The sequence below is a fragment of the Massilia sp. CFBP9012 genome (genome assembly GCF_034045115.1).
Taxonomy (GTDB): Bacteria; Pseudomonadota; Gammaproteobacteria; order Burkholderiales; family Burkholderiaceae_D; genus Telluria.
Genome location: NZ_JAXCWM010000022.1, coordinates 1 through 25,522 on the forward strand (window position 1 = coordinate 1; position 25,522 = coordinate 25,522).

The 25,522-nt window shown below is 65.2% G+C and carries 24 protein-coding genes and 2 tRNA genes; 11 read left to right on the top strand and 15 right to left on the bottom strand.

All coding sequences use genetic code 11. The features are described from left to right. Window positions 1–88 precede the first annotated feature (88 nt). Both SOM61_RS25350 and SOM61_RS25355 read left to right on the top strand, forming a co-directional pair. Window positions 89–1,057, top strand: coding sequence for an IS1595 family transposase (locus tag SOM61_RS25350; RefSeq protein ID WP_320476642.1), 969 nt, complete (start codon window positions 89–91; stop codon window positions 1,055–1,057). A 117-nt stretch (window positions 1,058–1,174) separates the two neighbouring features. Continuing rightward, entirely contained in the window at window positions 1,175–1,678 is a 504-nt protein-coding gene (locus tag SOM61_RS25355) for a lipocalin-like domain-containing protein (protein ID WP_320476643.1), read from the top strand. A 58-nt stretch (window positions 1,679–1,736) separates the two neighbouring features. Here SOM61_RS25355 and SOM61_RS25360 read toward each other — a convergent pair whose 3' ends face one another. The 3 genes from SOM61_RS25360 to SOM61_RS25370 form a co-directional block, all read right to left on the bottom strand. Next, window positions 1,737–1,988 carry a Rid family hydrolase gene (locus SOM61_RS25360; protein ID WP_320476644.1) on the bottom strand — a complete coding sequence of 84 codons (252 nt, stop codon included), beginning with the start codon at window positions 1,986–1,988 and terminating at the stop codon, window positions 1,737–1,739. Between the two features lie 154 nt (window positions 1,989–2,142). Beyond that, entirely contained in the window at window positions 2,143–2,397 is a 255-nt protein-coding gene (locus SOM61_RS25365; protein ID WP_320476645.1) for a hypothetical protein, read from the bottom strand. 58 nt (window positions 2,398–2,455) lie between these two features. Next, a complete protein-coding gene (locus SOM61_RS25370; RefSeq protein WP_320476646.1) occupies window positions 2,456–4,159 on the bottom strand; it encodes a cation:proton antiporter domain-containing protein in 1,704 nt (567 codons plus the stop codon). Between the two features lie 156 nt (window positions 4,160–4,315). On the opposite strand from SOM61_RS25370, the gene SOM61_RS25375 reads away from it, so the two are divergent. Together SOM61_RS25375 and SOM61_RS25380 are read left to right on the top strand one after the other, a co-directional pair. Continuing rightward, the gene (locus tag SOM61_RS25375; RefSeq protein WP_320476647.1) at window positions 4,316–5,584 is read left to right on the top strand and encodes a DUF445 domain-containing protein; all 1,269 of its coding nucleotides are present in this window, start codon (window positions 4,316–4,318) and stop codon (window positions 5,582–5,584) included. A gap of 11 nt (window positions 5,585–5,595) precedes the next feature. Then, window positions 5,596–5,928, top strand: a complete 333-nt coding sequence (locus tag SOM61_RS25380; protein WP_320476648.1) for a putative signal transducing protein — start codon at window positions 5,596–5,598, stop codon at window positions 5,926–5,928. 120 nt (window positions 5,929–6,048) lie between these two features. On the opposite strand, the gene SOM61_RS25385 is transcribed toward SOM61_RS25380, so the two are convergent. The 5 genes from SOM61_RS25385 to SOM61_RS25405 form a co-directional block, all read right to left on the bottom strand. Further along, a tRNA-Met gene (locus SOM61_RS25385) sits at window positions 6,049–6,125 on the bottom strand. 63 nt (window positions 6,126–6,188) lie between these two features. Further along, window positions 6,189–6,265, bottom strand: a tRNA-Met gene (locus SOM61_RS25390). Window positions 6,266–6,346: 81 nt separating this feature from the next. Next, the gene (gene miaA / locus SOM61_RS25395; RefSeq protein ID WP_320476649.1) at window positions 6,347–7,300 is read right to left on the bottom strand and encodes a tRNA (adenosine(37)-N6)-dimethylallyltransferase MiaA; all 954 of its coding nucleotides are present in this window, start codon (window positions 7,298–7,300) and stop codon (window positions 6,347–6,349) included. Next, window positions 7,300–9,228, bottom strand: coding sequence for a DNA mismatch repair endonuclease MutL (gene mutL, locus SOM61_RS25400; RefSeq protein ID WP_320476650.1), 1,929 nt, complete (start codon window positions 9,226–9,228; stop codon window positions 7,300–7,302). Before mutL ends, miaA begins: the two co-directional genes overlap by 1 nt. Before the next feature lie 44 nt (window positions 9,229–9,272). Next, entirely contained in the window at window positions 9,273–10,202 is a 930-nt protein-coding gene (locus tag SOM61_RS25405; protein WP_320476651.1) for a peptidylprolyl isomerase, read from the bottom strand. 220 nt (window positions 10,203–10,422) lie between these two features. On the opposite strand from SOM61_RS25405, the gene SOM61_RS25410 reads away from it, so the two are divergent. After that, window positions 10,423–11,445, top strand: coding sequence for a carbonic anhydrase (locus SOM61_RS25410; protein ID WP_320476652.1), 1,023 nt, complete (start codon window positions 10,423–10,425; stop codon window positions 11,443–11,445). A 55-nt stretch (window positions 11,446–11,500) separates the two neighbouring features. Here the strand turns inward: SOM61_RS25410 and SOM61_RS25415 are convergent, their stop codons facing one another. Genes SOM61_RS25415 through tsaE form a run of 3 tightly spaced genes read right to left on the bottom strand, consistent with a single transcriptional unit; the run spans window position 11,501 to window position 14,273 of the window. Further along, window positions 11,501–12,286 carry a D-hexose-6-phosphate mutarotase gene (locus tag SOM61_RS25415; protein ID WP_320476653.1) on the bottom strand — a complete coding sequence of 262 codons (786 nt, stop codon included), beginning with the start codon at window positions 12,284–12,286 and terminating at the stop codon, window positions 11,501–11,503. 11 nt (window positions 12,287–12,297) lie between these two features. Then, entirely contained in the window at window positions 12,298–13,812 is a 1,515-nt protein-coding gene (locus tag SOM61_RS25420; protein WP_320476654.1) for an N-acetylmuramoyl-L-alanine amidase, read from the bottom strand. Further along, entirely contained in the window at window positions 13,764–14,273 is a 510-nt protein-coding gene (tsaE, locus tag SOM61_RS25425; RefSeq protein WP_320476682.1) for a tRNA (adenosine(37)-N6)-threonylcarbamoyltransferase complex ATPase subunit type 1 TsaE, read from the bottom strand. The genes SOM61_RS25420 and tsaE overlap by 49 nt, the downstream gene beginning before the upstream one ends. Window positions 14,274–14,313: 40 nt before the next feature. Here tsaE and queG point away from each other — a divergent pair, with 40 nt between their 5' ends. After that, window positions 14,314–15,423 carry a tRNA epoxyqueuosine(34) reductase QueG gene (queG, locus tag SOM61_RS25430; protein ID WP_320476655.1) on the top strand — a complete coding sequence of 370 codons (1,110 nt, stop codon included), beginning with the start codon at window positions 14,314–14,316 and terminating at the stop codon, window positions 15,421–15,423. 20 nt (window positions 15,424–15,443) lie between these two features. On the opposite strand, the gene SOM61_RS25435 is transcribed toward queG, so the two are convergent. The 3 genes from SOM61_RS25435 to SOM61_RS25445 all read right to left on the bottom strand — a co-directional run bounded on the left by SOM61_RS25435 (window position 15,444) and on the right by SOM61_RS25445 (window position 18,661). After that, complete coding sequence (locus SOM61_RS25435) at window positions 15,444–15,773, bottom strand: DUF3052 family protein (RefSeq protein WP_229493352.1); 330 nt, start codon at window positions 15,771–15,773, stop codon at window positions 15,444–15,446. A gap of 201 nt (window positions 15,774–15,974) precedes the next feature. Continuing rightward, on the bottom strand, window positions 15,975–16,556 hold the full coding sequence (locus SOM61_RS25440; RefSeq protein ID WP_123070429.1) for a response regulator transcription factor: 582 nt from the start codon (window positions 16,554–16,556) through the stop codon (window positions 15,975–15,977). 95 nt (window positions 16,557–16,651) lie between these two features. After that, window positions 16,652–18,661, bottom strand: coding sequence for a two-component system sensor histidine kinase NtrB (locus tag SOM61_RS25445; protein WP_320476656.1), 2,010 nt, complete (start codon window positions 18,659–18,661; stop codon window positions 16,652–16,654). 159 nt (window positions 18,662–18,820) lie between these two features. Between SOM61_RS25445 and SOM61_RS25450 the strand changes: the two genes are divergently transcribed. From SOM61_RS25450 to SOM61_RS25470, 5 genes are all read left to right on the top strand, one after another. Continuing rightward, window positions 18,821–19,819: a TRAP transporter substrate-binding protein gene (locus SOM61_RS25450; protein ID WP_320476657.1), complete on the top strand. Its 999-nt coding sequence runs from the start codon at window positions 18,821–18,823 to the stop codon at window positions 19,817–19,819. 560 nt (window positions 19,820–20,379) lie between these two features. Further along, a complete protein-coding gene (locus SOM61_RS25455) occupies window positions 20,380–20,904 on the top strand; it encodes a methylated-DNA--[protein]-cysteine S-methyltransferase (RefSeq protein ID WP_320476658.1) in 525 nt (174 codons plus the stop codon). Then, complete coding sequence (gene xerD / locus SOM61_RS25460) at window positions 20,877–21,779, top strand: site-specific tyrosine recombinase XerD (RefSeq protein ID WP_320476659.1); 903 nt, start codon at window positions 20,877–20,879, stop codon at window positions 21,777–21,779. The genes SOM61_RS25455 and xerD overlap by 28 nt, the downstream gene beginning before the upstream one ends. Before the next feature lie 80 nt (window positions 21,780–21,859). Then, window positions 21,860–22,075 carry a hypothetical protein gene (locus tag SOM61_RS25465; RefSeq protein WP_320476660.1) on the top strand — a complete coding sequence of 72 codons (216 nt, stop codon included), beginning with the start codon at window positions 21,860–21,862 and terminating at the stop codon, window positions 22,073–22,075. Between the two features lie 267 nt (window positions 22,076–22,342). Continuing rightward, window positions 22,343–24,520: a putative bifunctional diguanylate cyclase/phosphodiesterase gene (locus SOM61_RS25470; RefSeq protein WP_320476661.1), complete on the top strand. Its 2,178-nt coding sequence runs from the start codon at window positions 22,343–22,345 to the stop codon at window positions 24,518–24,520. Between the two features lie 23 nt (window positions 24,521–24,543). On the opposite strand, the gene SOM61_RS25475 is transcribed toward SOM61_RS25470, so the two are convergent. Further along, entirely contained in the window at window positions 24,544–25,503 is a 960-nt protein-coding gene (locus SOM61_RS25475) for an endonuclease/exonuclease/phosphatase family protein (protein ID WP_320476662.1), read from the bottom strand. Between the last annotated feature and the right edge of the window lie 19 nt (window positions 25,504–25,522).

Here is a 25,522-nt window from a genome sequence, read left to right on the forward strand (position 1 = left end):
GGCGCTGTCATCGTTAAATATGGATGAGCGTTGAACTGCTGAGCTGACCCGCGGTCCAATCCTGGTCGCCATCGCCCGGGAGCGCACGATGAAAGCGCCGAAGTTCGAGAAGCTGTTCGCCCAGCTGGCGTTGCTGAACCAGCCGCAGCGTCAGCGGGTGCTCGCCGCCCTGCATCCGGCAGCCGGGCTCGCCCGGGTGGTCGCCCTCATCGGCGAGATCCGGTCAAAGGGGCGCTGCTGCCCCGATTGCGGCTGCGAGCGTTGCCACCGGCACGGTCACGCTAACGACCTGCAACGCTTTCGCTGTTGCGCATGCGGCCGCACCTTCAACGACCTGACGGGCACGCCGCTGGCGCGGCTCAGGCACAAGGGCAAGTGGCTTGATTATCTGGACACGGTGCTCGATTCGCGCACGGTCCGCTCTGCGGCCAAGCGTGTCGGCGTGCACCCCAACACCACGTTTCGCTGGCGTCATCGCTTTCTCGACCGGGTCAAGAACGACCGGCCCGAGCGCCTGATCGGCATCGTCGAGGCTGACGAGACGTTCCTGCTCGAATCGCAGAAGGGTTCACGCAAGCTCGATCGCAAGCCGCGCAAGCGTGGCGGCAGGGCCGCCCTGCGTGGCATTTCGCATCACCTCGACTGCATCCTGGTGGCGCGCGACCGCAGCGGCCAGACCATCGACGCCGTCACCGGCCGCGGCGCCTTGAAGGTGAGCCAACTGGTCACTCACCTGCTGCCGAAACTCGATCCCCAGGCGCTGCTGGTCACCGATGCCAACGCCGCCTATCCCGCCTTCGCCCGTGCCCATGGCATTGCGCACCAGGCCGTCAATCTCAGCACTGGCGAACGCGTCCGCAACGGCGCCGAGGGCGCCATCCACGTTCAAAATGTGAACGCCTACCACCGGCGTTTCAAGGAATGGCTGGCGCGCTTCCATGGCGTGGCGTCGCGCCGCCTGCCCAACTATCTGGACTGGCATTGGGCGCTCGATGGCGGCCGAGTCACTTCTGTCGAGCAATTGCTGCGCAGTGCATTCGGGGTCATCAACAGATAACGATGACAGCGCCTAATTCATTGCTACATCCGAGAGGATCGTGTTAAACGGGGGCGGTCAGCTCGACTATGATGGGAGCGGGAAGCCGGATCGTTCATGCTCATATCAGGAGGCCGCATGCGTATGTCAAAGCTTGCTTTACCAATTCTTCTTTCCTTGCAATTGTGCATGGCGTCCGCCGAGGCTAGATCGCCGAATCAAGTTCTGGGCACCTGGCGCATGGTGACCGCGCAGATCGATCCGGACGGCAAGAACGTACCGGCCTACGGCGACAAGCCCAACGGCCTACTGGTGTTCACCGAAGACATGCATTTCATCGAAGTCCTGACCGATGCGAACATTCCAAAATTCGCCTCGAATGTCCGGGGGCAGGGCACGATCGAAGAAAACCGCGCCGCGATGGCAGGCAGCATCGGTTTCTTCGGCACCTATACGGTGGACAAAGATGGCGTCTTCAGCGGCAACCGCGTCGAAGCCTCAACCTTTCCGAACTGGATCGGGCAGGTGCGTACCCGCAAGGAGCTGCGCCTGGTCGTCGAAGGCGATCGCATGATCGAGAACTTCCAGAGGCCCGACGGCGCCAGGATCCGGATCGTCTGGCAACGGGGCAAGCGTCAGTAGCGGTCACAGGACCATGCCACTATCTCGATAGCGAAGATCAACCGCTGCAATCCGATGATCAGGCGGGAATGCGGGCAATGACCTTGATCTCGAAGTCGAGCCCTGCGAGCCAGGTGACGCCGACAGCCGTCCAGTTTGGATAAGGCGCTTCAGGAAAGATTTCGCTTTTGACCTTCATCACCGAGGCAAACTGTTTTTCGGGATCGGTATTAAAGGTACGTTGCTGGAGCAGTATGTGTTGTCGAAGGATGAGGTGTTTGCGTTGCTGAAAGAGCGGAGTGAATTGCTGATGCCGCAGTTGCATGGGCATCGGGCGGCCAAGCGACCTCGTGCGAGGAAGAAGTCGCGGCTTGAGTATCGATGGATGTTTGCTGATCAACCCGTTCCGCGAAAGCCGAACGGTTTTTTTATTGGCGCACGTGTGCTCCCGCTGCGCTGGCCTGCATCCATCAAACGCTCCGATGTTAGAAATCACTCAGCTTTGCGCCATCGATCTCCTCGATCTGGTCCAGGCGCACGGTGTCGCCCGTACTCATCGACATGTACTCGGCACCATTCTTTGCGTATAAGTCGGTAATGGAGGCCGTGTAATACTGTATGGCGCCTGTCTCGTTGCGAATGCCGATCTGCACTGGCTTGCCTAAGGTGGCGTGGGCCTCGAGCAAATCGTGAAATTCGCAGTTGATCGGCTGGTATGGGGAAGAAAAGTTTGTCGTCATGGTCGAGTCACACTCAATGCGGTTATCAAGGGCGAGCGAGTTGGGCGAGTTTGGTGAGCTAGGCCCGTTTTTGCTCCTGCAACGTTTCTAGCACATGCCGCGTCATGCTGCTGGCCAGCTCCTCCTCACCAACGAACACCCGCCCACCGGTCTCCGCCCGCAGCAGTTCAGCCTCTTTGTCGTTATGCGTGCGCACCACGCAGCGAATCGACGGATTGAGCGCCTTCGCAATCTCCACCATCTTGCGCACGTCGAAGGTGTCCGGCGTCGCGATCACCAGCATCGCCGCCTTGTGGATATGCGCCTGGATCAGCACCGCCGGCTCCGCTGCATTGCCCACCACTGCCGGGATGCCGCGCTGGCGCGCCTGCTCGACCAGTTCGCGATGCTGCTCGGCGAGCACGAAGTGAATGCCACGCGCCGTCAGGTCGTCCGCAATGCGCCGCCCAACCCGGCCGAACCCCACCAGCACCACCTGGTTGCTGAGTTTTTCACGCGAGGTCGTCATCGGCAGTTCCGCCAGCGGATCGGCCGGCCGTTCCAGCCTGCGTGCCAGGTGCATCAGGTGGTCCTGCTTGCCGAACCAGCGCTGCACCGGCTCGATCGACGAGAACACCAGCGGATTGAGGGCGATCGAGATGATGGCGCCGGCAAGGATCAGGTTCTGGCCCAGCTCCGGCAGCAGCCCGAGCTGCATGCCCAGCGCAGCGAGAATGAAAGAGAACTCGCCGATCTGCGCCAGGCTGGCCGACACGGTCAGCGCCGTATTGAGCGGATAGCGCAGCGCCAGCACCAGGATAAAAGCGGCGAGCGACTTGCCGACCACGATCACCAGCACCACGCCCAGCACGTGCAGCGGATTGTCGACCAACACCATCGGATCGAACAGCATGCCCACCGAGACGAAGAACAGCACCGAGAACGCATCGCGCAGCGGCAGCGACTCCTCGGCCGCGCGGTGGCTCAGTTCCGATTCGCGCAGCACCATGCCGGCGAAGAAGGCGCCCAGCGCGAACGACACGCCGAACAGGCTCGAAGACGCATAGGCGATGCCGACCGCCGCCGCGATCACGGATAGCGTGAACAGCTCGCGCGACGCGGTCTTGGCCACGCGCCACAGGAACCACGGAAAGACCTTGCGCCCGACGATCAGCATGAAGGCGATGAAGCCGCCCACCTGCAGCAGGGTCATGCCCAGCGCCGGCCACAGATCGAGCCCGGCATCGCCCTTGCCGCCCAGCGGGCCGGCGAGCGCCGGCAGCATCACCAGCACCAGCACCATGACCAGATCCTCGACCACCAGCCAGCCTACCGCGATGCGGCCGTTCATCGAGTCGAGCACCCCGCGCGCCTCCAGTGCGCGCAGCAGCACCACGGTGCTCGCCACCGACAGCGCCAGGCCGAACACGATGCCCGCGCCCAGGCTCCAGCCCCACCACCACGACAGCGCCATGCCCATCGCGGTGGCCACGCCGATCTGCAGCAGCGCGCCGGGCAGGGCGATGCGGCGCACGTCGAGCAAGTCCTTCAGCGAGAAATGCAGCCCGACCCCGAACATCAGCAGCATGACCCCGATCTCCGCCAGTTGCGAAGCCAGGCCGATGTCCGCCACGAAGCCCGGCGTGGCGGGGCCGATGAAGACGCCGGCGGCCAGGTAGCCGACCAGCGCCGGCAGCTTGAGGCGCACGGCCAGCATACCGAACATCAGGCCGAAACCGAGTGCGGCGGCAATCGTGGTGATCAGGCTTAATTCGTGGTGCATCAGGGCGGCGGCTTATCAGGTTGGGATTTCTTTAGTATAAGTCAGCAGTATGTACGGGCCATGAAAATACCGACAGACGTCGATGCGCCGTGGGCGCGTCGTCCGCGCCTGAAGTGCGATAGCATTGGCATATTGTCACTACCGAGCCAGCGCCGCATGCAAAAACAGGATGAACTGCGCCGTTCCAAACTGATCGCCCTGAGCTTTTTCGTGGGCGCGGCCGTGCTGTTCGTCATCAGCCTGCTGCTGCCATACACCTGGTGGACCGGCCTGCTGCGCGCCTTCTCCGAAGCAGCCATGGTCGGCGCGCTGGCCGACTGGTTCGCGGTGGTGGCCTTGTTCAGGCGCGTGCCGATCCCGATCGTGTCGCGCCATACCGCCATCATCCCCAACAACAAGGACAAGATCGCCGACAACCTGGCCCTGTTCGTGCGCGAAAAATTCCTCGACACCGATTCCATCGTCGGCCTGATCCGGCGCCACGACCCGGTACAGAAGGTGGCCGAGTGGCTGGTCAAGCCGGCCAATACCGAGTTGATGGGCGCCCACCTGGTGCGCGCCGCGACCTTCATGCTCGATTTCATCGAAGACGCGGCGGTGCAGAACTTCATCCGTCGCGGCGTGCACACGATGGTGAACAGTGTCGACCTGTCGAAGTCGAGCGGCGCCATCCTGGAAAGCCTGACCCGCGGCCGGCGCCACCAGGAACTGCTCGACGAAGGCATCCGGCAATTGGCACACTTGCTGGACAACGCGGACACGCAAGACTACATCGCCCAGGGCATCGTCGAATGGCTCAAGCAAGACTATGCCTTCATCGAAAAGATGCTGCCGTCGGACCTCATCGGCCGCAAGGGCGCCGACATCGCCGTGCGCCTGGCTGCCGGGGTGCTGAACAAGGTCGCGGCCGATCCCGAGCACCCGCTGCGCCACCGCTTCGACGACTACGTGGCCGGCTTCATCGAACGCCTGAAAGACGACCCGGCCTTCCTGGCCAGGGCCGACGACGTCAAGCGCTACCTGCTCGAGGACGAGACCGTCAACACCTATCTCGGTTCGCTGTGGGCCGAACTGAAGGCCTGGCTCAAGCGCGACCTCGAAAGCGAGGATTCCAGGCTGCGCGGTCGCATCGTGGCCATGGGCGCCTGGATCGGCAAGGTGCTCAGTGAAGATCCCGCATTGCGCCAGTCGCTGCAAGAAAACCTGGAAGCGGCCGCGCGCGGCGTGGCGCCCGAGTTCGCGGGCTTCCTGACGCGCCACATCGCCGACACCGTCAAGCAGTGGGACGACCGCGAGATGTCGGCCCAGATCGAACTCAATATCGGCAAGGACCTGCAGTACATCCGCATCAACGGCACCATCGTGGGCGGCATGATCGGCGTGACCTTGTACCTGCTGTCCCAACTGCCTGCGCTCCTGAACTGAAGGCCTCCACCATGCACACGCTCGCACTGAACGACTGGCTCGCCGCCCACCCCGAGGTCGAGCGCATCCCCGAACGCGACCTGTACGTGGTGGCGCGCTACATGATCCCGATCGACGCCAACCTGGCCCAGGGCTGCCTGGAAGCCTCCGGCATCCCCGCCATGCTGGCCGATGCGCACCTGATGCAGACCGACCTGCTGCTGGCGCCGGCCCTGGGCGGCGTGCGCCTGCTGGTCGATGCCGAACACGTGCAGCAGGCGTATGCGGTGCTCGAAGCGCTGGCGCGGGGCGACTTTGCGCTCGACGAGCACGCGCCGGAAGGCGAGTGGCAAAAGGCCGAGTAGACCGGGTCGACAAGCGGGGTGGCGTACGACATGACGGCGGCCTGCGTGATGGCGGCCTGCGGCTTGGCGGCGCCGGAAACAACAACGGCCCGGTTCGCGAGAACCGGGCCGTTCTGTATTTGGTGGTGATAGGTGGACTTGAACCACCGACCCCAGCATTATGAGTGCTGTGCTCTAACCAGCTGAGCTATATCACCGAAACGGGCAAAAGCAAAAATGGCTTGACTCGTTGGAGAGCCAAGCCATTCGCTTGGAATTCTTGGTGGTGATAGGTGGACTTGAACCACCGACCCCAGCATTATGAGTGCTGTGCTCTAACCAGCTGAGCTATATCACCGCAACGACCAATATTATCGGGCGCGACCGGTTGCGTGTCAAGATCGTGGCGTGTTCTGCGCGTAAAAATGTCGCATCGATGTCATTTATCCAACGTTTCGAGATGGGCCAGCATCGCCCCCGCCGGATCGGGCCCGAGGCAGTCGATCACGATCCGGTCCGGCATCGCGCGCAGCCAGGTGATCTGGCGCTTGGCCAGCTGGCGGGTGGCGATGATGCCCAGTTCGCGCAGCTCGGCACGGTCGATATTTCCGTCCAGGTAGTCCCAGGCCTGGCGATAGCCCACGCAGCGGATCGACGGCAGCGCGGGCGTCAGGTCGCCGCGTGCCCGCAGGCGCGCCACTTCCGCCACCAGACCGCCATCGTCGCTATCGCCGAGCATCTGGTCGAAACGCAGTGCGATGCGCTTGTGCAGCACAGACCGGTCTTCAGTCTCCAGGCCGAACGACACCAGTTCGAACGGCAGCTCGGGCCTGGCACGCTTTGCCAGCAGGGCCGACATCGGCTGGCCGGACAGGGCATGGATTTCCAGCGCGCGGTTGATGCGCTGGGCGTCGTTCGGCGCCAGGCGTGCAGCCGTCACCGGATCGACCGCGCGCAGCTTCTCGTGCATGCCGGGCCAGCCGATGCGCGCCGCTTCGGCATCGAGCGCGGCGCGCACGCCCGCATCCGCCGTCGGCAGGTCGTCCAGGCCGTCGACCAGTCCCTTGAAATACATCATCGTCCCGCCCACAAGCAGCGGCAGCTTGCCGCGCGCCGTGATCTCGCCCACCAGGCGGATGGTGTCGGCGCGGAACTGCGCCACCGAATACGCCTCGAGCGGATCGAGGATGTCGATCAGGTGATGCGGCACGGCGGCCAGTTCGGACGGCAGGGGCTTGGCGGTGCCGATGTCCATCCCGCGATATACCAGGGCCGAATCGACCGAGATGATTTCGCACGGCCGCGTTTGCGCGATGCGCAGGGCGCTTGCCGTCTTGCCGGACGCGGTCGGGCCCATGATGGCCACGGCCATTGGTTTCTTCATATCGTTCATTACTGCCCGCGCAAGAACAGTTTGTCGAGCGCCGAGATCTCGAGCTGGACCCAGGTCGGGCGGCCGTGGTTGCACTGGTCGGCGCGTTCGGTGCTTTCCATCTGGCGCAGCAGCGCGTTCATTTCGGGCACGGCCAGGATGCGGTTGGCGCGCACCGCCGTGTGGCAGGCGAGGGTGCCGAGCAATTCGTTCCTGCGTTCGATCAGCACGCGCGAGCCGCCGTACTCGCGCACGTCGCGCAGCACGTCGCGCGCCAGGGTCTGGGCGTCGGCGTTCTTGAGCAGGGTCGGCACGCTGCGCACGGCGAGGGTGGTCGGCGACAGCGCGGCGATGTCGAAGCCCAGTGTCTTCAGGGTGTCCTGGTGCTCGGTCGCGGTCGCGACTTCGATCGCGTCGGCGTAGAAGGTCACCGGGATCAGCATCGACTGCACCTGCATCTCCTGGCCCTGGGCCTGGGCATCGAGCGCGTTCTTGATCTGCTCGTAGAGGATGCGTTCGTGGGCCGCGTGCATGTCGACCAGCACCAGGCCGCGCGTGTTCTGGGCCAGGATGTAGATGCCGTGCAGCTGGGCCAGCGCGAAGCCGAGCGGGAAGTCGTCGTTCGACAGCGGGCGCTCCGACGCCGAGAGCGGCACGTCCATCGGGGCGCTCATTGGCGCCGAGGTCGTGGCCGCATCCGACTTGAACAGCGCGCCATACGCCTCGGTGCGCTGCGCCACGCCACCCCCGGTCGATGGATCATCCCAGCGGCTCCCCGCCGGATAAGGCGACGGCGAGAAGGTGGATAACTGCGCCCCGAACGACGTCTGCTCATGCGGCCGCATCTGCGGCTGCGATGGCGACGGCGACATCCGCCACAGCGGCGTGCCGCTCGGCCGCACTTCGGCCGCCGTGATCGGCGCCGGCACGCTGCCGTGCGCCGTGGCCGAGGTCTGGGCCAGCGTGCGCTGCACAGCGTGGAACACGAACTGGTGCACCGCGCGGCTGTCGCGGAAGCGCACTTCGATCTTCGACGGGTGGACGTTGACGTCGACCAGCGCCGGATCGAGGTCGAGCGACAGCACGTAGGAGGGGAAGCGGTCGCCGTGCAGCACGTCCTGGTAGGCGGCGCGCACCGCGTGCACCAGCACCTTGTCGCGCACGAAGCGCCCGTTCACGTAGAAGAACTGGCCGTCGGCGCGCGCCTTCGAGGCGGTCGGCAGGCCGACATAGCCATGCAGGTGCAGCGGGCCGGCCGATTCATCCAGGGCCAGGCGCGCCTCGGCAAAATCGCTGCCGAGGATGTGGGCGCTGCGCTTGGCCGCTTCGCTCACGTTCCAGTGGTCGATCGTGCGGCCGTTGTGCGACAGGCTGAACGACACGTCCGGACGCGCCAGCGCGATGCGGCGCACGACTTCGGCGCAGTGGCCGTATTCGGTCTGTTCGGATTTCAGGAACTTGCGGCGCGCCGGCGTATTGAAGTACAGGTCCTGCACGTCGATCGTGGTGCCGAAGGCGCCGGACGATGGCGCCACCGTGCCTTCGTGCGAGCCGACGATCTCGAAGGCGTGGGCCGCGTCGGGCGTGCGCGAGGTGATGCGCACCGCGGCCACCGAGGCGATCGAGGCCAGCGCCTCGCCGCGGAAGCCCAGCGTGCCCACGTTCTCGAGGTCATGCAGCGAAGTGATCTTGGAGGTCGCATGGCGCGCCAGCGCCAGCGGCAGCTGTTCCGGCGCGATGCCGCGGCCGTTGTCGGTGATCGCGATGCGCTTGACGCCGCCTTCTTCGAGGCGCACGGTGATCTGGGTTGCGCCCGCATCGAGCGCGTTTTCCAGCAGTTCCTTGACGACGGCCGATGGCCGTTCGACCACTTCGCCGGCGGCGATCTGCGAGATGAGCTGGTCGGGGAGCTGCTGGATGGGGCGGTGGGTCGGGGCAGGGGCGTTCATGGTGCGATTATATCGCGCTGCCCGAGCCCCGGATCGTCAACGACTCATTGCTGTTCGCGCACGGGAATCGGCACATTGCACAGGTCGATGGCGCCGGCCGCGACCTTGGTCCACGGACCGCCGCGGTTGCGCTGGGCCTCGATCACGGCCTGGAAGGCGGCGCTTTCGGTGCGCATCACCTCGAGCTTGCTGCGTTCGGCCGCCGGCACGTCGGCCGCCAGGCGTACGGTGGTGATCGGCGTGCGCTGCTCGGCCTTCTCGTAGAAGCCGAGGGCTGCCGTCCCGCGCGGCATCACGGTCAGCAGCGGCATGCCGGCCACGATGCGGCCGACCACGGTGATGTTGCGGTCCAGGTGGCGCGGCGCGTGGCCGATCACGGTGTACAGCTGCGAACCGTTGCCCGTATTCGAGGCCTCGTCGCGCGCCACGCCGACCATGGCGTAGCAATGCGGCAACCAGGTCTGGCCGCCTTTCGGATCGCGCGCTACCGGGAAGCCGTTCACGTGACCCACCTGCGGTGCGTAGACGTCGCGTTCCCTCAGTTGCGTGAACGCGCCGGTGCCCTTGGCGGGCACGGTGAATTCGGCGTCCACGGTCTTGGCGGCCTTGAACGGGCGCGGCGTTTCTTCGTCCGGATCGCCCCATTGCACCACGAAGCCATCTTGCGCGCGCATGATCCACAAGCCGTCGAAATAGCGCTCGCGCACCAGCGCGCGGATGTTCGCGGCCGCCTTCGGCGCGAAGTTCGGCGCCAGTTCCATGACCACGCGGCCGGCCGGCAATTCCATGTACAGCGTGTTCTCGGGATCGAGAGGGCGCCAGTCGCCCGGCTTGGACGCCTTGACCACGTCCGCCACCGAGGGCTTGGGCGGCAATTCCTTGCCGGGCGCGGCCGGCGCTGCGCCGGCGTCGTGCGCAAGCAGGGCAACGAGCGCCATGCCGGTGATTGCGTGGATCGTGGTCGCTGCCTTCATGGATTCTCCGTTTGGTTATGTGTATCAGGCAATTGTAGTCGAGCGTGAGGTCTGTACAAACCTGGCGAGCAGGTCCCGTGCCATAGTTGACAATTGGTGTAAATAAGTCGGCAAAAGGCGACCGGCGTGGGCGTAAATTCGCCGCTTTGTTGCTGCGGCGCACTCAAGTTAGCTGCGCCGGGTCCGATAAGGATAGGGTAAGCCCACTATCTGGACATCCATGCGTAACCTGATCGCACTATTCGCCCTGAGCCTGGTCACCGCTCTGGCGAATGCGAACGATGCAGCTCCCACGACCAAGCCCGCGGTTGAGAAACCCGTGGCGATCGCCTCGATCAAGCCGAACCTGCGGCCTGGCGCGGCTACCCCTGCTGCTGCCCAAAAATCCGAAGAAGATGCGGAAGTCGACCTGTCGGTCCGTATCGCCGAAAAACTGGCCGAGCTGCGCGCCAAGCAAGCCCTGCGCGCCGAGGACGCCGCACGCGCACGCCGCGCCGCGGAAGCCCGCCGCAAGAAGGAAGCCGCCGCCGCCGCCGCTGCGGCAGTCGAGGCGGCCAAGCCGAAGAACGGCACCCACTGGACGTATGAGGGCGAATTCGGCCCCGAGAATTGGTCGAAGATCAATACCGCCTGGGCGTCCTGCAATACCGGCAACCGCCAGTCGCCGATCGACCTGCGCGACGGCATCAAGGTCGACCTGGAACAGATCAGCTTCGACTATCACCCGAGCTCGTTCAACGAGATCGACAATGGCCATACGATCCAGGTGAATGTCGCAGGCGGGAACTTCCTGAGCGTGGGTGGGACCACGTACGAGCTGCAGCAATTCCACTTCCATCGCCCGGGCGAAGAGCGCATCAACGGCAAGGGCACCGAGATGGTCGTGCACCTGGTGCACAAGAGCTACGACAACAAGATCGCCATCCTGGCGGTGCTGCTCGAGCGCGGCGACGCCAATCCGATGATCCAGACCGTATGGAACAATCTGCCGCTGGAAAAGCACATGACGGTGACGCCGTCGATCGTGCTTGACGTGAACGAGATCCTGCCGGCGCGGCGCGATTACTTTACGTATATGGGTTCGCTGAGCGAGCCGCCGTGCACCGAGAATGTGCTGTGGCTGGTGATGAAGCAGCCGATGACGGCCTCACCCCAGCAGATGGCCTTGTTCTCGCGGCTGTATCCGTTCAATTCGCGGCCTGTGCAGCAGGCGAATGGGCGGATGGTCAAGGAATCGATGTAAAACAAAAAACGCGCCGAGGCGCGTTTTTTTATGATCCAGGTTCGAACGTATATCGTCAGGAAACGCGGTAACGGCCTTCCCACACGGCGCCCGGCGCCAGTTCGACCGGCGCCAGTTGCGCCGGCTCGATGCACACGAAGCGCTGGTACTCGTCGTCTTCCATATCGGCCAGCGCGGCCGTATCCGCAGCGCCCGGATTCCATACCACGGCATCGCTGAAACCTTCCTGCTCCAGCGTCAGTACACGCGCCCAAGTGCCCAGGGTGATGTTGCAGGCAACATTTTCATAAACCACGTCGAGCTTGTCCGCGATCGACAAGGTCCCGGCCTCGAGCCCCTCGATGCGCACGTCCGCCAGGTGCGGCACCAGGTGATAGGTATGCAGCGCCGCCGCGAACGGGAAGGGGATGTCGCCCGCGTTGCGCACGCTGAACGCCATCTCCAGCGCATTGGCGCGCACGGTCACGCGCAGCGCCAGCGCGAAGCGGTGCGGCCAGGCGGCGGCCGTTGCCGGGGCCAGGCCGGCCTCATTCAGGCCGAACTCCGCCCACGCCGCATCGCCCTCGATGCCGTGCCCTTCCAGGCGCCAGGTGCTGAGCCGTGCGAAGCCATGGCGCATGCCGTCGCCGCGCTCGCCGAACTGGGGAAAGATGACCGGCACGCCGCCACGGATCGCGCGGCTGCCGTCCAGGGCCGAGCGGCCACTGAGGAACATGCGCTCGCCGCCGTCGGCGCCATGCCACGACACCAGGTGGCCGCCATACAGGGTGACGACGGCGCTGGCGCCATCCGGCGCCGTGATGCGAATCGCGGGCAGTTGCCCGAAGCTGATGTTTTCCATGATGGTCGGACTCAGGTCTGGCGGCTCTTGGCCATGGGCGGATTATCGGCGAAATAGCGGCGGATGCCATTCGTGATCGCATTGGCCAACTGGTCCTGGTAGGCGTCGTCGTTCAGGCGCGCTTCTTCCTGCGGGTTCGAGATGAAGGCGGTCTCGACCAGGATGGACGGGATGTCCGGCGCCTTCAGCACGGCGAAGCCGGCCTGCTCGACCGAGGCCTTGTGCAGGCGGTTGATGCCGCCGATTTCCTTCAGCACGGCCTTGCCCAGCTTGAGGCTGTCGTTGATCTGGGCCGTGGTCGACAGGTCGAACAGCACGCTGGCCAGGTGCTTGTCGCCCGTGCCGGTCAGGTTGGCGCCGCCGATCAGGTCGGCCTTGTTCTGGTCATTCGCCAGCCAGCGCGCCGCGCTCGAGCTGGCGCCTTTTTCCGACAGCACGAACACCGAGGAGCCGCGCGCGGTCGGCGAGATCCAGGCGTCGGCGTGGATCGACACGAACAGGTCGGCCTGCACCTTGCGCGCCTTTTGCACGCGGGTGCCCAGCGGCACGAAGAAATCGCCGTCGCGGGTCAGCATTACGCGGGTATTCGGCATCTGCTCCAGCTTGGCCTTGAGGCGCTTGGCCACCGCCAGCACGATGTCCTTCTCGCGGCTGCCCTTGGCGCCGATCGCGCCCGGGTCTTCGCCGCCATGGCCCGGATCGAGGGCGATGGTGATCATGCGCGCCACCTTCTGGGCAGGCAGGGGGGCGGTTGCCTTGGCCGGCGGCGGCTGCACCGCCAGGGCCGGGGCCGTGCCCTTCAGGCCCGACATCTCGGCTTCCAGCTTGGCGATCGCGTCCGGGCCGGCATTCGGCTGGGTGCGCGGGACGGCGAGCGGCGGCACGGGAATCTGCACCGGCGGCGTGCCGGTGGCGGGATTGGGCGAGGCCGGCGCGCCGGCCACCGGCGTACTGGCAACGGGATCGCCCAGGGCCGGCTGGTCGGCCGCCAGGGTCGTGGTCGGGCCCGGACTCCAGTCGCCCTGTTCGATCAGGGCGGCGATCGGGTCGACCGGGTCGGCCGGGTACAGGTCGAACACCAGGCGGTGCTGGTAGCCGGCCACCGGGGCGAGCGTAAACACCTGCGGCTTGATCTCGGCCTTGAGGTCGAACACCAGGCGCACCACGTTCGGCCGGTTCTGGCCGACGCGCACCTGCTTGATGTATGGATCGTTTGCCTCGATCTTGGCCACCAGGCTCTTGAGCGTGGGGCTCAAGGCAAGGCCGTCGATATCGACCACCAGGCGCGGCGGATCGGGGATCAGGAAGTGTTCGGCCTTGAGGTCGGTGTCGTTTTCCAGCGTCACCCGGGTGTAGTCGGGGGCGGGCCAGACACGTACGGCCAGGATTTCATTGGCGCTGGCGTGCAGCGGGATGACGGACAGCAGCAGTGTGCCGCCAGCCTTGAGCAGGACGCGGCGGCGCGAGGACGAAGGCGTCACGCTGGCAGCTGGGGCGGCAGAAGGGGGGCGAGACGGTCGAGGCATAGCAGGCCTAATTCAGACAACGCCTGCAATTCTACATCACGGCCGGGCCCGCTAACGTTGAGCAAGACACGCAAGTCGGGCGGTGGCAACACCGGATCGCCTTTTTCGGGCCACTCGACGATACATACATTGCGTCCGTCGAAGTCCTCGCGAAAGCCCGCATCCAGGAATTCTTCCGGGCTGGACATGCGGTACAGGTCGTAGTGGATGACGTTCAAGGGATTGCCATCGAGCATCACCCGATATGGTTCCGACAAGGTGTAGGTCGGGCTTTTGACATTGCCCGCATGGCCCGCCGACTGCAGCAGCGCGCGGGTGAGTGCGGTCTTGCCGGCGCCGAGGTCGCCGTGCAGATAGATCACCAGGCCCGGCTGCAAGGCGCGCGCCAGGGCGGCGCCGAGGGCGGAAGTGGCGGACTCGTCCGGCAGATAGCGCTGCAAGTGCGATTTAAAAGGCTGCATCGAATAAAATAGGGTGTTGTCTTGCATGTTTTCTTGCGGTATGCCCACTTCCCCCGATTCTGCCCCAGATCCTGACCCCGACCTGCCCCAGCTTGCGCGCGCCATCAAGGCGTGGGGCAAGGAGCTGGGCTTTGCCGACGTGCGCATTGCCGACGTCGACCTGGGCCACCTGGAGGCCGGCCTGCAAGCCTGGCTGGACGCGGGTTACCACGGCGAGATGGATTATATGGCAAGCCATGGCATGAAGCGTGCCCGTCCCGCCGAACTGGTGCCGGGCACGGTGCGCGCCATCGTGGCGCGCATGGATTACCTGCCCGCCTCCCAGGATGCCGACTGGCGCGCCGCGGAGCGCCTGCGCCAGCAGGACCCGGATGCCGCCGTGGTCTCGGTCTACGCCAGGGGCCGCGACTACCACAAGGTCTTGCGCAACCGCCTGCAGTCGCTGGCCGGCCGTATCCAGGACGCGATCGGCCCGTTCGGCTTTCGCGTGTTCACCGATTCGGCGCCGGTGATGGAATTGCCGCTGGCCGAAAAGGCCGGCCTGGGCTGGCGCGGCAAGCATACGCTGCTGCTGTCGCGCGCGGCCGGCTCCACCTTCTTCATCGGAGAAATCCTGATCGACCTGCCGTTGCCCGTCGATCCGCCCACCGGCGCGCATTGCGGCCAGTGCCAGGCCTGCATCGACCTGTGCCCGACCGGAGCGATCCTGGGGCCGGGCAAGCTCGACGCGCGGCGCTGCATCTCCTACCTGACGATCGAGCTGAAAAGCAGTATCCCGGAAGAACTACGTCCCCTGATCGGCAACCGCATCTATGGCTGCGACGATTGTCAGGTGGCCTGTCCGTGGAACAAGTTTGCGCAGCGTGCGTCGGTGCCGGATTTCGACGAACGCAACGGCTTGGGCGAAGGCGACCTGGTCGGTCTGTTCGCCTGGGACGAAGCCGAATTCAACCGCCGCATGGAAGGCAGTCCGATCCGCCGGATCGGTCACGAGCGCTGGCTGCGTAACCTGGCGGTGGGATTGGGAAATGCCGCCGAGAAAAAGCGCGGGGATGCTGTCATCGTGGCTGCCTTGCAATCCCGGCGCGATCATCCATCCGAACTGGTGCGCGAACACGTCGCCTGGGCCCTGGCGCGCCACGCCGCCTGAGCCGATAGTGAATCAGGCCATCAGATCTCGATGCGTTTCAGGCGCAGGGCCGACCAGTCGCCGTCGATCGAGATCATGGCCACGCCGGTGATGCCGTTCTCCTTGGCATAGGCATTGATCGAATCGCGGTTGATGTCGGTGGCCTTGGAGGCGGTCTGCTTGAGGTAGGCGATCCACAGCGAACCCTTCTCGCCCAGCTTGCGCTTGGCGACATCGAAATAGTGTTCGAGATCCTTGCGGTGCATGCAGAACATCAGGATCACATCGAAGGGACCGTCGCCCTCCTTGACGATCTCGGCCGGCATCTGGGCCGCCACGTTTGGATTGACCTGGCCATTGAGCACGAGCATCGATTTTGCCGTTCGTAAAAACATCTTGTCTGCAACTGTCTTTTCGTTCATTGGAGTTTCCTAAAAGAGAGTGGCATCGCGGCGCCCGGGGCCGCGGCGCGTTCAAGACTATTTTACAAGGCTTCTATTGAGAAGCTGGAACGCTTGACGCGCGACAAGGTCGGCAAAAAGGGAGGGGCCGCGCGAACGCGCGGCCGGTATTTACTTCAACAGCCCGGCCAGCTCGACGGCCGTCTTGACCTGCATCTTGTCGAAGATATGGGCCCGATGCACCTCGACCGTGCGCATGCTGATGCCCAGTTTATCGGCCACCACCTTGTTCATCATGCCGGCCAGGATCAGGTCGAGCACTTCGCGTTCGCGCGCCGACAGGGTGGCCAGGCGCGCCTGCACGCCGGCCGATGCGGCCGCCTTGCGCGAGGCGGCGAGGGCTTCCTCGACCCGGTCCATCAGCTGGTTGTCGTTGAATGGTTTCTCGAAGAAATCGAAAGCGCCGCGCTTGAGCGAGTCGACCGCCATCGGCACGTCGCCATGACCGGTGAGAAAGATCACAGGCAGGCGCGGCAGCAGGCCGCGCTTGAACAGGTCGTCGAACACGGCGATTCCGTTCATGCCGGGCATGCGCACGTCGAGCAGGATGCAGTCGCCGCTGACGTCGAGGTCTTGCAGGGCGTCGAGGAATTCCTGCCCGCCCGCGTAACCGCGCGCGGGCAGGCCGCGCGACTGCGCCAGCCAGGCGAGCGAATCGCGAATGACTTCTTCGTCGTCGACGATGTGCAGCATGCAGGTCTCCGTAGTGGCGGGATGGTTTCCCGCCTTGTTGCTTTTCTAATAAAGATGGCGCATCCAGCCAACACCGGCGCGCCGCAGACCGGATTTTAGCCCAGCGCCCGGCTTGCCGCTTGGGCCGGCAGCGAAAATGTGAATACAGTGCCGCCGGCCGGATGCGGCGCGTGGCTCAGGGTGCCGCCATGGAACTCGATCGCGGTGCGGCAGATCGACAAGCCCATCCCCATGCCCTCGGCCCGCGTCGAATAGAACGGAGAGAACAGCCGCTCGGCTACTTCAGGGGCAATGCCGTGGCCGCGGTCGATCACCGAGACCGCCACTTGCTCATCCGCGTGCACGGCCTCGATGCGCAGCACGCGCTGGTCCGGCGCCGTGTCCTGCATGGCCTGGATCGCATTGCGGGTGAGGTTGAGCAGCACCTGCTCCAGCATCACGCGGTCGGCCAGCACGGTTGGCAAGCCGGGCGGCAATTGCACGCGCAACGCCACGCCGGCCTGGCGCGCCTGCAGCTCGATCAACGCATGCACGTTGGAAATGATGCTGCGGATCGTTACTTCCTGGCGCAGCGGTTCGCGTTTCTTGACGAACTCATGCACGCTGCGGATGATCTGGCCGGCGCGCTGGGCTTGCTGGCGCGCCTGTTCCAGCGCATGGCGCAGCATGCCAGGCTTGAGGTCGTCGCCGGTGCCGGCGGCGCGCTCGAGCATGTTCAGGGCGCCCACCGTGTAGCTGGAAATCGCCGCCAGCGGCTGGTTCAGCTCGTGCGCCAGCATCGACGACAACTCACCCATGGTGGCCAGGCGCGCGCTGGCCTGCAGCTTTTCTTCCTGCTGGCGGTTGAGTTCTTCCACCCGCTTGCGGTCGGTGATGTCGAGCACCGAGCTCATCCAGCCGGTATGGCGGCCGTCGACGTCCACCAGCGGCGCCTCGAACACCAGCACCGGCACCCGGGCGCCGTCCGGGCGCTGGAACACGGTCTCGAATTGCGGCGTCACCTTGCCCGACAGGATGCCCTGGAAGCGTTCCTCGTATTCGGCGGTCGCTTCCGGCGCCCAGTAGGCCATCGGCGGTTTTTTGCCGATCAATTCTTCTGGCGGGTGGCCGACGATCTGGCAGAAGGCGCGGTTGACGTAGGTGACGCGGCCCTCCAGGTCGCGCGCGCGCAGGCCCGTGAGCAACGAGTTTTCCATCGCCGTGCGGAACGCCATCTGCTGGCGCAGCGCGCTTTCCGCCGCCAGCGTGCGCGAGATGTGGCGCCACAGCGCGGCCAGGCTGGTCAACAGGCCCAGGGCCAGCACGATCACCGAGCCCACCAGCAGGTTCGGCAGCAGCTGCGGCGCGCGTTTCACGCTGTTGGTCGACAGCACCAGCTGGGCGCCCGGCAGGTCGAGCTCGCGCTGGTGGGTGTAGACGCCGCGTCCCGGACCGCCGGCGGCGCGCCGCGCCACCGTCTGTTCGTCGCGGTCGACCAGGGCCAGCGCATTGTCCTGGGCGAACCACCAGGGTACGGTCTCGTCGAGCAGCACCTGCAGGCTGTAGGTCGCGACCAGGCTGCCCGTGAACTGGCCGTTGCGGAACAGCGGCAGGTAGAAATCGATCAGGCCATGGGTGGATGGCGTGGCGCCATACGGTTCGCTGTAGCGGCCGCGGCGGATCGAGCGCGCCATCTCGCCGGCCAGCGTCGTGGTCCCGGGCAGTCCGGCGGCGGGCAGGTCGGCGCCATGGCTGGCCAGCACCGCGCCGGCGGCGTCGCTCCACACCACGCGCACCAGTTCCGGGCCGTTGACGAACATCTGGCGGAAACGCGCCTGCAATTTCTCCGGCGGCAGCGGCGCGACCACCAGGTCGGCGCCGAGGGCGCTAAGTGCGTCCTCGCTGCGCGCCAGCTCGAAGCGCAAGGTCTGCTCGACCCACAGCGTGTCCGCAATCAATTGCTCTTGGCGTTCGGTGCTTTCCATCTGGCGCGCCTGCCACGGCAGCCAGATCAGTACGGCCAGGAACAGCAGCACCAGCAGCATCGGCACCAGCCAGCGCCAGAACCGCCAGGCGCGGATGCGCGCGCGCGGTTCCGACATGGGCTGGGCGAACGGAATTTTCATGCATGAGTCCTGTATTGGTTAAACTGTCCAGCTGTTGTGGAAGTCCACGATGGCGGTCGAGCAAGGTGCGGCACAGACTTGCGTGCGGCAGTGCATCCGCCAGTGTAAGGGAAGCGCCTCGACGCTTTCCAAGGTTTTATTAGAAAGAATCAGACCGTCATGCAGATCAAGACCCTGGCCGCCACAGCGCTGTTCGTGCTGGCGGCGGCCGCGAGTGTCGACGCCCTGGCGCAGGGACCGATCGTCATCAAGTTCAGCCACGTGGTGGCGCCCGACACGCCGAAGGGCCGGGCCGCCGAGCATTTCAAGGAGTTGGCCGAGCAAATGACGGGCGGCCAGGTCAGGGTGGAAGTGTATCCCAACAGCCAGCTATACAAGGACCGCGAAGAGCTCGAGGCGCTGCAACTGGGCGCGGTGCAGATGCTGGCGCCGTCGCTGGCCAAGTTCTCGCCGCTTGGCGTGCGCGAATTCGAGGCCTTCGACTTGCCGTACATCTTCCCGGACAAGGCGGCGCTGTACAAGGTGACCGAAGGAAGGATAGGGCGCGACCTGCTGCGCAAGCTCGAGTCCAAGGGCATCACCGGCCTCGCGTTCTGGGATAACGGCTTCAAGATCATGTCGGCCAACCAACCCTTGACCTCGCTCAAGGATTTCGAGGGATTGCGCATGCGTATTCAGGCGTCCAAGGTATTGGATGCGCAGATGCGCGCGCTGGGCGCCCAGCCGATGACGCTGGCTTTTTCAGAGGCCGCACCCGCCCTGCGCGACGGCGTGGTGGAGGGTACCGAGAACACGCCGTCGAATATGTACACCCAGCGCATGCACGAGACGCAAAGCCACCTGACGGTGTCCAACCACGGCTACCTGGGTTACGCGGTGATCGTTAACAAAAAATTCTGGGATGGCTTGCCAGCCGCCACCCGCAATACCCTGGCGCGCGCGATGCGCGAAGCCACGGTGTACGAAAAAAAGATCGCCCAGCGCGCCAATGACGACGCCATGGAAGCTATCCGCCAGGCCGGCACCACGACGATTCACTCGCTCACGCCGGCCCAGCAGGCCGAATGGCGGCGTGCGATGCAACCCGTGTATGGACAAATGGAGAGCCGCATCGGCAAGGAAACGGTGCGTGCCATCCTGCGCGAAGTCGAGCGTTGATGCGCGTCAAGTGTCTGGGGGATGTCCGCTGGCATGCTGACATTCGCCTACAACATATGGACAATGACGTTTTGTTTATAAGTAAAATAATTTTCTGAACTTGTGGCCGAAAAGATACATTTTCTACAAGCACTTGCGTTATCATGGGGCTCATGCGCACTGGGATGGTGCGCGGCAGTGCCAAGAACAAGCAACAGGCGGGGCATTTTGAAAAACCGTCGCGAGCGGCGGCAGTTGCGGTCGAGAAGCGCAGTCGTACTGTCGTACGACGAGCATCGCAGGCCGCAACTGCAACGCGCAGCAGGTTTGTCGAGATGCCAAGCGGCATGTAAAGGTTTTTGGGGGAGCATTGATAAAAGCACGGTATTCATACCGGAGACATTCGAGGAGACACCACGTTTGACAGAAGTCGCTGGCATTGACCAAGCGGCCGGAAACGTGACCCGAATTGGAGCGCACCCGAGGGTGCGCTTTTTTTTCGCCTGAACAGTCCAATCACTGGCCGGGTGCGCGCTGCGCGGTTAAGATGCCTGTGCAACACTTTGCTCAGTAGACCCATCATGAAGACCGATCCAGCCAGCCAGATTTTCAATGCCATCGTGCCCGCTCCCTTCGGCGCGCTGGGCATCCGCATCGCCGACGACAAGCTGCGCGAAGTGGTCTACCTGCCGCCTTCTTTCGAAGAAAAAAGCGCCGACAGCGCCATCGCCCAGCAGAGCGCCGAGCAGCTCGCGCGCTACCTGGCCGACCCCGATTTCACCTTCGACCTGCCCTTGATGGCGGCCGGCACCGAGTTCCAGCGCAAGGTGTGGCAAGAAATCAGCGCCATCCCGCGCGGCACCGTGCGCACCTATGGCCACCTGGCCAAGGTGATCGGTTCGCATCCGCGCGCCGTGGGCCAGGCGTGCGGCGCCAATTGGTTCCCGCTGGTTATTCCCTGCCACCGGGTCACGGCAGCCGGTGGCCTGGGCGGCTTCTCGAACCAGAACGACGAAAACGGTTTCCATCTTTCGGTCAAGCGCTGGCTGCTGCGGCACGAAGGCGCCACCGCCGCTCCATGGCAGCAGCAGTCGATCTGGCCCTGATCGACGAGTTCTGCGACACGCTCTGGCTGGAACAGGGCCTGGCGAAGAACTCGCTCGACGCCTACCGGCGCGACCTGCGCCTGTTCGCCGGCTGGCTGGACGCCAAGCGTCCCGGCCGCGGCCTGCTGGCCGTGGGGCCGGAAGACCTGGCCGCCTATTTCGCCGAGCGCCACCCGGAGTCGCGGCCGAGTACTGCCAACCGTCGGCTGTCGGTGTTCAAGCGCTTCTATGGCCTGGCGCTGCGGCGCGGGCAGATCGCGACCGATCCCTGCCTCAAGATGCCGTCGGCGCGCCAGCCGACCCGCTTCGTGCATACGCTGACCGAGGACCAGGTCGAGGCCTTGCTGGCCGCTCCCGATATTTCGACGCCGTTGGGTTTGCGCGAGCGCACGATGCTGGAGCTGATGTATGCCAGCGGCTTGCGGGTGTCGGAACTGGTGGCCCTCAAACTGGTCGAAGTGAGCCTGAACGATGGCGTGCTGCGCGTGACCGGCAAGGGCAGCAAGACGCGCCTGGTGCCGTTCGGCGAAGAGGCGCGGCGCTGGCTCGACCGCTACCTGAAGGATGCGCGCGGTATCATCCTGAACGGTCAGGTCGACGATGCCCTGTTCGTCACGGGCCGCGGCGGCCCGATGACGCGCCAGATGTTCTGGATACTGGTCAAGAAACACGCGTCGAAGGCCGGCGTTACTGGTCCGCTGTCGCCGCACACGTTGCGCCACGCCTTCGCCACCCATTTGCTGAACCACGGGGCTGACTTGCGCGTGGTGCAATTACTGCTGGGCCACGCCGATATTTCGACGACCCAGATCTATACCCACGTGGCGCGCGAGCGCTTGAAACGCCTGCACGCACAGCATCATCCACGTGGATAGAGTAAGTCGGGAACTGCGTAGTAGTCCATAATGGCTGTGCAGATGCAGCATTTCCTTGAAATAAACATGTCGAGGTGACTATGGCACGGAACAATTTTTCGTACGAAAAGCGGCAACGGGAACTCGAAAAGAAGCGCAAGGCGGAAGAAAAAGCCAAGCGCAAACTGGAATCGAAGAACGCGCCGGCTGACGGCGCCGAGGGCGCGCAGCCGGATGGCGATGCGGACGGCGATGAAGACGACGCTGCGCCGGGCGAAGAGCGTACTCCCGCCGCGGCGCCGCCGAGCCTGGCCTGAGCGGCCGGCCCATCAAGAGGATTGCGCGCGTGCTCCGTCGACCTCGATGGAGCCACTGGCGCATGATGGAACTATAAGCATCCACAACGGTCTGAGCCACCTGAATGCGACAAGCTGTCAGTTGGCCGGTGTGAATGGCGGTATGGCGCGATAGAGCGCATGCCGCCCGCCGTTTGCGAGCTCGCAAACGGCATGGCCCGCCACGGTATAACAATGTCGGTGTTGTCTGCCAGATTATTGTCGTTTCCACAGCGAAAGGCCGTTGCTTTGAACGAACCACCGCCGAAGCCAGCGGCGCCCACGTCCACGCCTTCATCCGCGTCGTCATCCGCGCCTCCATCCGATCCTCCGCTTGCCGGGGATGGGCAGGCCATTCCCGCGGGTGATTTTCCGGGGCGCGCCGAGGCGGGGCCCGAGGCCTTCGGCTGGCTCCACCATTTCGTCACGGCGCTCGAGCTGGCGCCGGCGGTCGCCGTGCATTCGATGGACCAGGCCGGCACCATCCGCTTCTGGAACCGCGCCAGCGAAGAGCTGTACGGCATCCCGTCCGGCGAGGCGGTCGGCAAGCCCTTCCGCGAGCTGGTGTTCCACCTCGACCACCAGGCCGAGTTCGAGGACGCGATCGCCGCGATCTGGCACAGCGGCCATGCGCCGCCGGCGCGCGACTGGCAGGTGCAATCGCGCGCCGGCCGGCGCCACTGGGTCTATTCCTGCCACTACCCGGTCAAGCACGACAGCGTGATGCAAGAAGTCTTCTGCATGGAAGTCGACATCACGGCGCGCAAGGAGGCCGAGAGCAACCTGGCGCAGGCGGCCCAGGTGTTCCAGAATGCGCGCGACGCCATCATCATGATGGATGCCGACTACCGCGTGCGCGCCGTCAACGGCGCCTTCACCAGCATCACCGGCCATGCCCCCGAGCACATCCTCGGCCAGTCGCTGGCCAGCCTGGGCTGGGATGCCGCCGACGGCTTCTACGAGCGCATCTGGTCCGAGCTCGACGGCCAGGACCACTGGGAAGGCGAACTGGCCAGTGTGCGCAGCAATGGCGAACACTATCCGGTGCGGGTGGCGCTGACGGCGATCCGCGACGCCCACGGCGACGTGTCCAGCTATATGGCGATGCTGTCCGACATCAGCGAGCGCAAGCGGCTCGAGGAGCAGGTGCGGCACCAGGCCGAGCACGACGCCCTGACCGGCTTGCCCAACCGCATCCTGTTCCTCGACCGCCTGCACCACGCGCTGGCCACCTGGCGCCGCCAGCGCGACCGCTGCGCCGTGATGTTCCTCGACCTCGATAAATTCAAGCCGATCAACGACACCCATGGCCACCAGGCCGGCGACGCCGTGCTGCGCGAGGTCGCCGCGCGCCTGCGCGCCTGCGTGCGCCGGGTCGACACCATCAGCCGCCTGGGCGGCGATGAATTCGTGGTGCTGCTGACCGACATCAAGGGCGCCGACCAGGCCGCGCACGTGGCTGGCGCCGTCACCCAGGCGGTGGCGGGGCCCATCGACCTCAAAGGGCAGCAGGTGACGCTGTCGGTCTCGATCGGCATCGCCCTGTGCCCCGACGACGGCGATGATGTCGAGGCCCTGCTGCACCATGCCGACGTCGCGATGTACCACGCCAAGCAGGATGGACGCGACACCTTCCGCTTCTTCAATCCGGCCATGAACGCCCATGTCATCGAACGGGTCGAGCTCGAGAACCGGCTGCGCAAGGCGATCGAGAGCCATGAGTTCGTGCTCGAATACCAGCCCGAGGTCGAGGTGGCCAGCGGCCGCGTCGGCACGGTCGAGGCCTTGCTGCGCTGGCGCCATCCCGAGCGCGGCCTGCTGCTGCCGCGGCACTTCTTGCCGGTGGCCGAGGAGTCCGGCCTGATCGTCCCGATCGGCGAGTGGGTATTGCAAGAAGCCTGCCGCCAGGCGCGCGCCTGGGGCGAGGCGGGTTTTCCGGTCACGGTCGCGGTCAACCTGTCCGCCGCCCAGCTCGCGCATGCGGGGCTGCTGCCAGCGGTCGATGCCGCCTTGCAGGACGCCGGCCTGGCGCCGGGAGCGCTCGAGCTCGAGATCGTCGAGGAAGCGCTGGTGCGCGGCGAACCGGCTTTCGAGACGGCGCTGGCGCTGCGCGCACGCGGCGTGCAGCTGAGCATCGACCGTTTCGGCACCGGCACCTCGAGCCTGGAGGCGCTGCGCCGCTTCCCGCTCACCAAGCTCAAGATCGACCGCAGCTATGTGGGCGACGTCGGGCACGATCCGGTCGATGCGGCGATGGTGCCGGCCATCATTTCGGTGGCGCGCAGCCTGGGCTTGCGGGTGGTGGGGGAGGGCGTGGAGACGGCCGAGCAGCTGGATTTTCTGCGCCAACATGGCTGCGACGATTACCAGGGCTTCTATGCCGGCGCGGCCATGGCGAAACCCGATTTGTCACCGCATTCTGGCTGATGCGGTTGCCGGACCGTTGCCGGTCACGTCAAATCACGTTGCCCGAACAAGCGTATCCTGGCCAGCACCTGCCCATGATCCGACGCCTCGGGCAAGCCGAGATTCAGGTGATCGTTCAGGTACACCACGTCCACCACTTCCCCGATCGCCCCCGGCAGCGCCGGATTGAATTCGGGCGACACCAGGATGTGGTCGATGGTCGAATGGCGCGTGTCGTGCAGGATCGAGAAGCCCACATGGCGCTGGTGGTCGAGCCGGCGCTGCACCTGGCTGGCGTCGAACATGCGCTCGCCGACCGGCGTGCCTTCGCCTAGCACGATCTCGGTGGTCACCGAATCGGCCACGTCGTTGAAGTCGCCCAGCACGATGCGCGGCCGGCGGTTGGCGTGGGCCATGTCGGTGAGCAGCACGCGCAGCGCGGTGGCCTCGGTGCCGCGCCTGACAAGCGAGCGCAGGCAGGCCAGCGCATACAGGTGAGGGTCGGCGCCGCTGTCGCTCGAGCGGTAGTCGGGCCGGCGCGACTTCAGATGGACCACGACCACGTCGATCACAACCCCCGACGCCGCGATCACGCCCGCATGCAGCGGCGCGCGGGTGAACCGGTCCGGGTCGCGGCTGCCGGGCGGCATCGTGACGTTGTCCGGGAACATGGGCAGCTGCGATCCGGGCTCGGCCAGCGGCAGGCGCGAGACCAGGGCCACGCTCGGGGTCAGGCGCGGCGCGTTCGGGTCGGGGTCGAAGCCGATGTGGTGGGCGTCGCGATAGCGCCGGCTGCGCCGCAGCACTTCTTTCAGCACGCTTTGCGAAAAGATCTCCTGGAAGCCGATCACGTCGGCATTGATCAGGTCGAGCTGATGCGCGGTCCAGTCGAGCTTGGCCTCGTATTCCTCGGCCGTGAAGGGCGCGAGGTTGTCATACAGGCGGGCGCCGGGCGGGGCCAGGTTGAAAGCATTGAAGGTGGCAAAGCGAAGTTCTTCCTGCATAATAGAAACCCCTATTGTT

Bases quoted from the DNA above. Each gene is read 5' to 3' on its own strand.
- miaA (WP_320476649.1), bottom strand. From the start codon at position 7,300: ATGAACGATATGAAGAAACCAATGGCCGTGGCCATCATGGGCCCGACC.
- SOM61_RS25355 (WP_320476643.1), top strand. From the start codon at position 1,175: ATGCGTATGTCAAAGCTTGCTTTACCAATTCTTCTTTCCTTGCAATTG.
- SOM61_RS25365 (WP_320476645.1), bottom strand. From the start codon at position 2,397: ATGACGACAAACTTTTCTTCCCCATACCAGCCGATCAACTGCGAATTT.
- mutL (WP_320476650.1), bottom strand. From the start codon at position 9,228: ATGAACGCCCCTGCCCCGACCCACCGCCCCATCCAGCAGCTCCCCGAC.
- SOM61_RS25450 (WP_320476657.1), top strand. From the start codon at position 18,821: ATGCAGATCAAGACCCTGGCCGCCACAGCGCTGTTCGTGCTGGCGGCG.
- SOM61_RS25435 (WP_229493352.1), bottom strand. From the start codon at position 15,773: ATGCTCGTGCTCAATGGCCAGGTCAATCCAAACGTGGCGGCCCAGATG.
- SOM61_RS25360 (WP_320476644.1), bottom strand. From the start codon at position 1,988: ATGCCCATGCAACTGCGGCATCAGCAATTCACTCCGCTCTTTCAGCAA.
- tsaE (WP_320476682.1), bottom strand. From the start codon at position 14,273: ATGCAGCCTTTTAAATCGCACTTGCAGCGCTATCTGCCGGACGAGTCC.
- SOM61_RS25445 (WP_320476656.1), bottom strand. From the start codon at position 18,661: ATGAAAATTCCGTTCGCCCAGCCCATGTCGGAACCGCGCGCGCGCATC.
- SOM61_RS25415 (WP_320476653.1), bottom strand. From the start codon at position 12,286: ATGGAAAACATCAGCTTCGGGCAACTGCCCGCGATTCGCATCACGGCG.
- SOM61_RS25380 (WP_320476648.1), top strand. From the start codon at position 5,596: ATGCACACGCTCGCACTGAACGACTGGCTCGCCGCCCACCCCGAGGTC.
- SOM61_RS25420 (WP_320476654.1), bottom strand. From the start codon at position 13,812: ATGCCTCGACCGTCTCGCCCCCCTTCTGCCGCCCCAGCTGCCAGCGTG.
- SOM61_RS25440 (WP_123070429.1), bottom strand. From the start codon at position 16,556: ATGCTGCACATCGTCGACGACGAAGAAGTCATTCGCGATTCGCTCGCC.
- queG (WP_320476655.1), top strand. From the start codon at position 14,314: ATGCCCACTTCCCCCGATTCTGCCCCAGATCCTGACCCCGACCTGCCC.
- SOM61_RS25465 (WP_320476660.1), top strand. From the start codon at position 21,860: ATGGCACGGAACAATTTTTCGTACGAAAAGCGGCAACGGGAACTCGAA.
- xerD (WP_320476659.1), top strand. From the start codon at position 20,877: ATGGCAGCAGCAGTCGATCTGGCCCTGATCGACGAGTTCTGCGACACG.
- SOM61_RS25455 (WP_320476658.1), top strand. From the start codon at position 20,380: ATGAAGACCGATCCAGCCAGCCAGATTTTCAATGCCATCGTGCCCGCT.
- SOM61_RS25375 (WP_320476647.1), top strand. From the start codon at position 4,316: ATGCAAAAACAGGATGAACTGCGCCGTTCCAAACTGATCGCCCTGAGC.
- SOM61_RS25350 (WP_320476642.1), top strand. From the start codon at position 89: ATGAAAGCGCCGAAGTTCGAGAAGCTGTTCGCCCAGCTGGCGTTGCTG.
- SOM61_RS25410 (WP_320476652.1), top strand. From the start codon at position 10,423: ATGCGTAACCTGATCGCACTATTCGCCCTGAGCCTGGTCACCGCTCTG.
- SOM61_RS25405 (WP_320476651.1), bottom strand. From the start codon at position 10,202: ATGAAGGCAGCGACCACGATCCACGCAATCACCGGCATGGCGCTCGTT.
- SOM61_RS25370 (WP_320476646.1), bottom strand. From the start codon at position 4,159: ATGCACCACGAATTAAGCCTGATCACCACGATTGCCGCCGCACTCGGT.
- SOM61_RS25475 (WP_320476662.1), bottom strand. From the start codon at position 25,503: ATGCAGGAAGAACTTCGCTTTGCCACCTTCAATGCTTTCAACCTGGCC.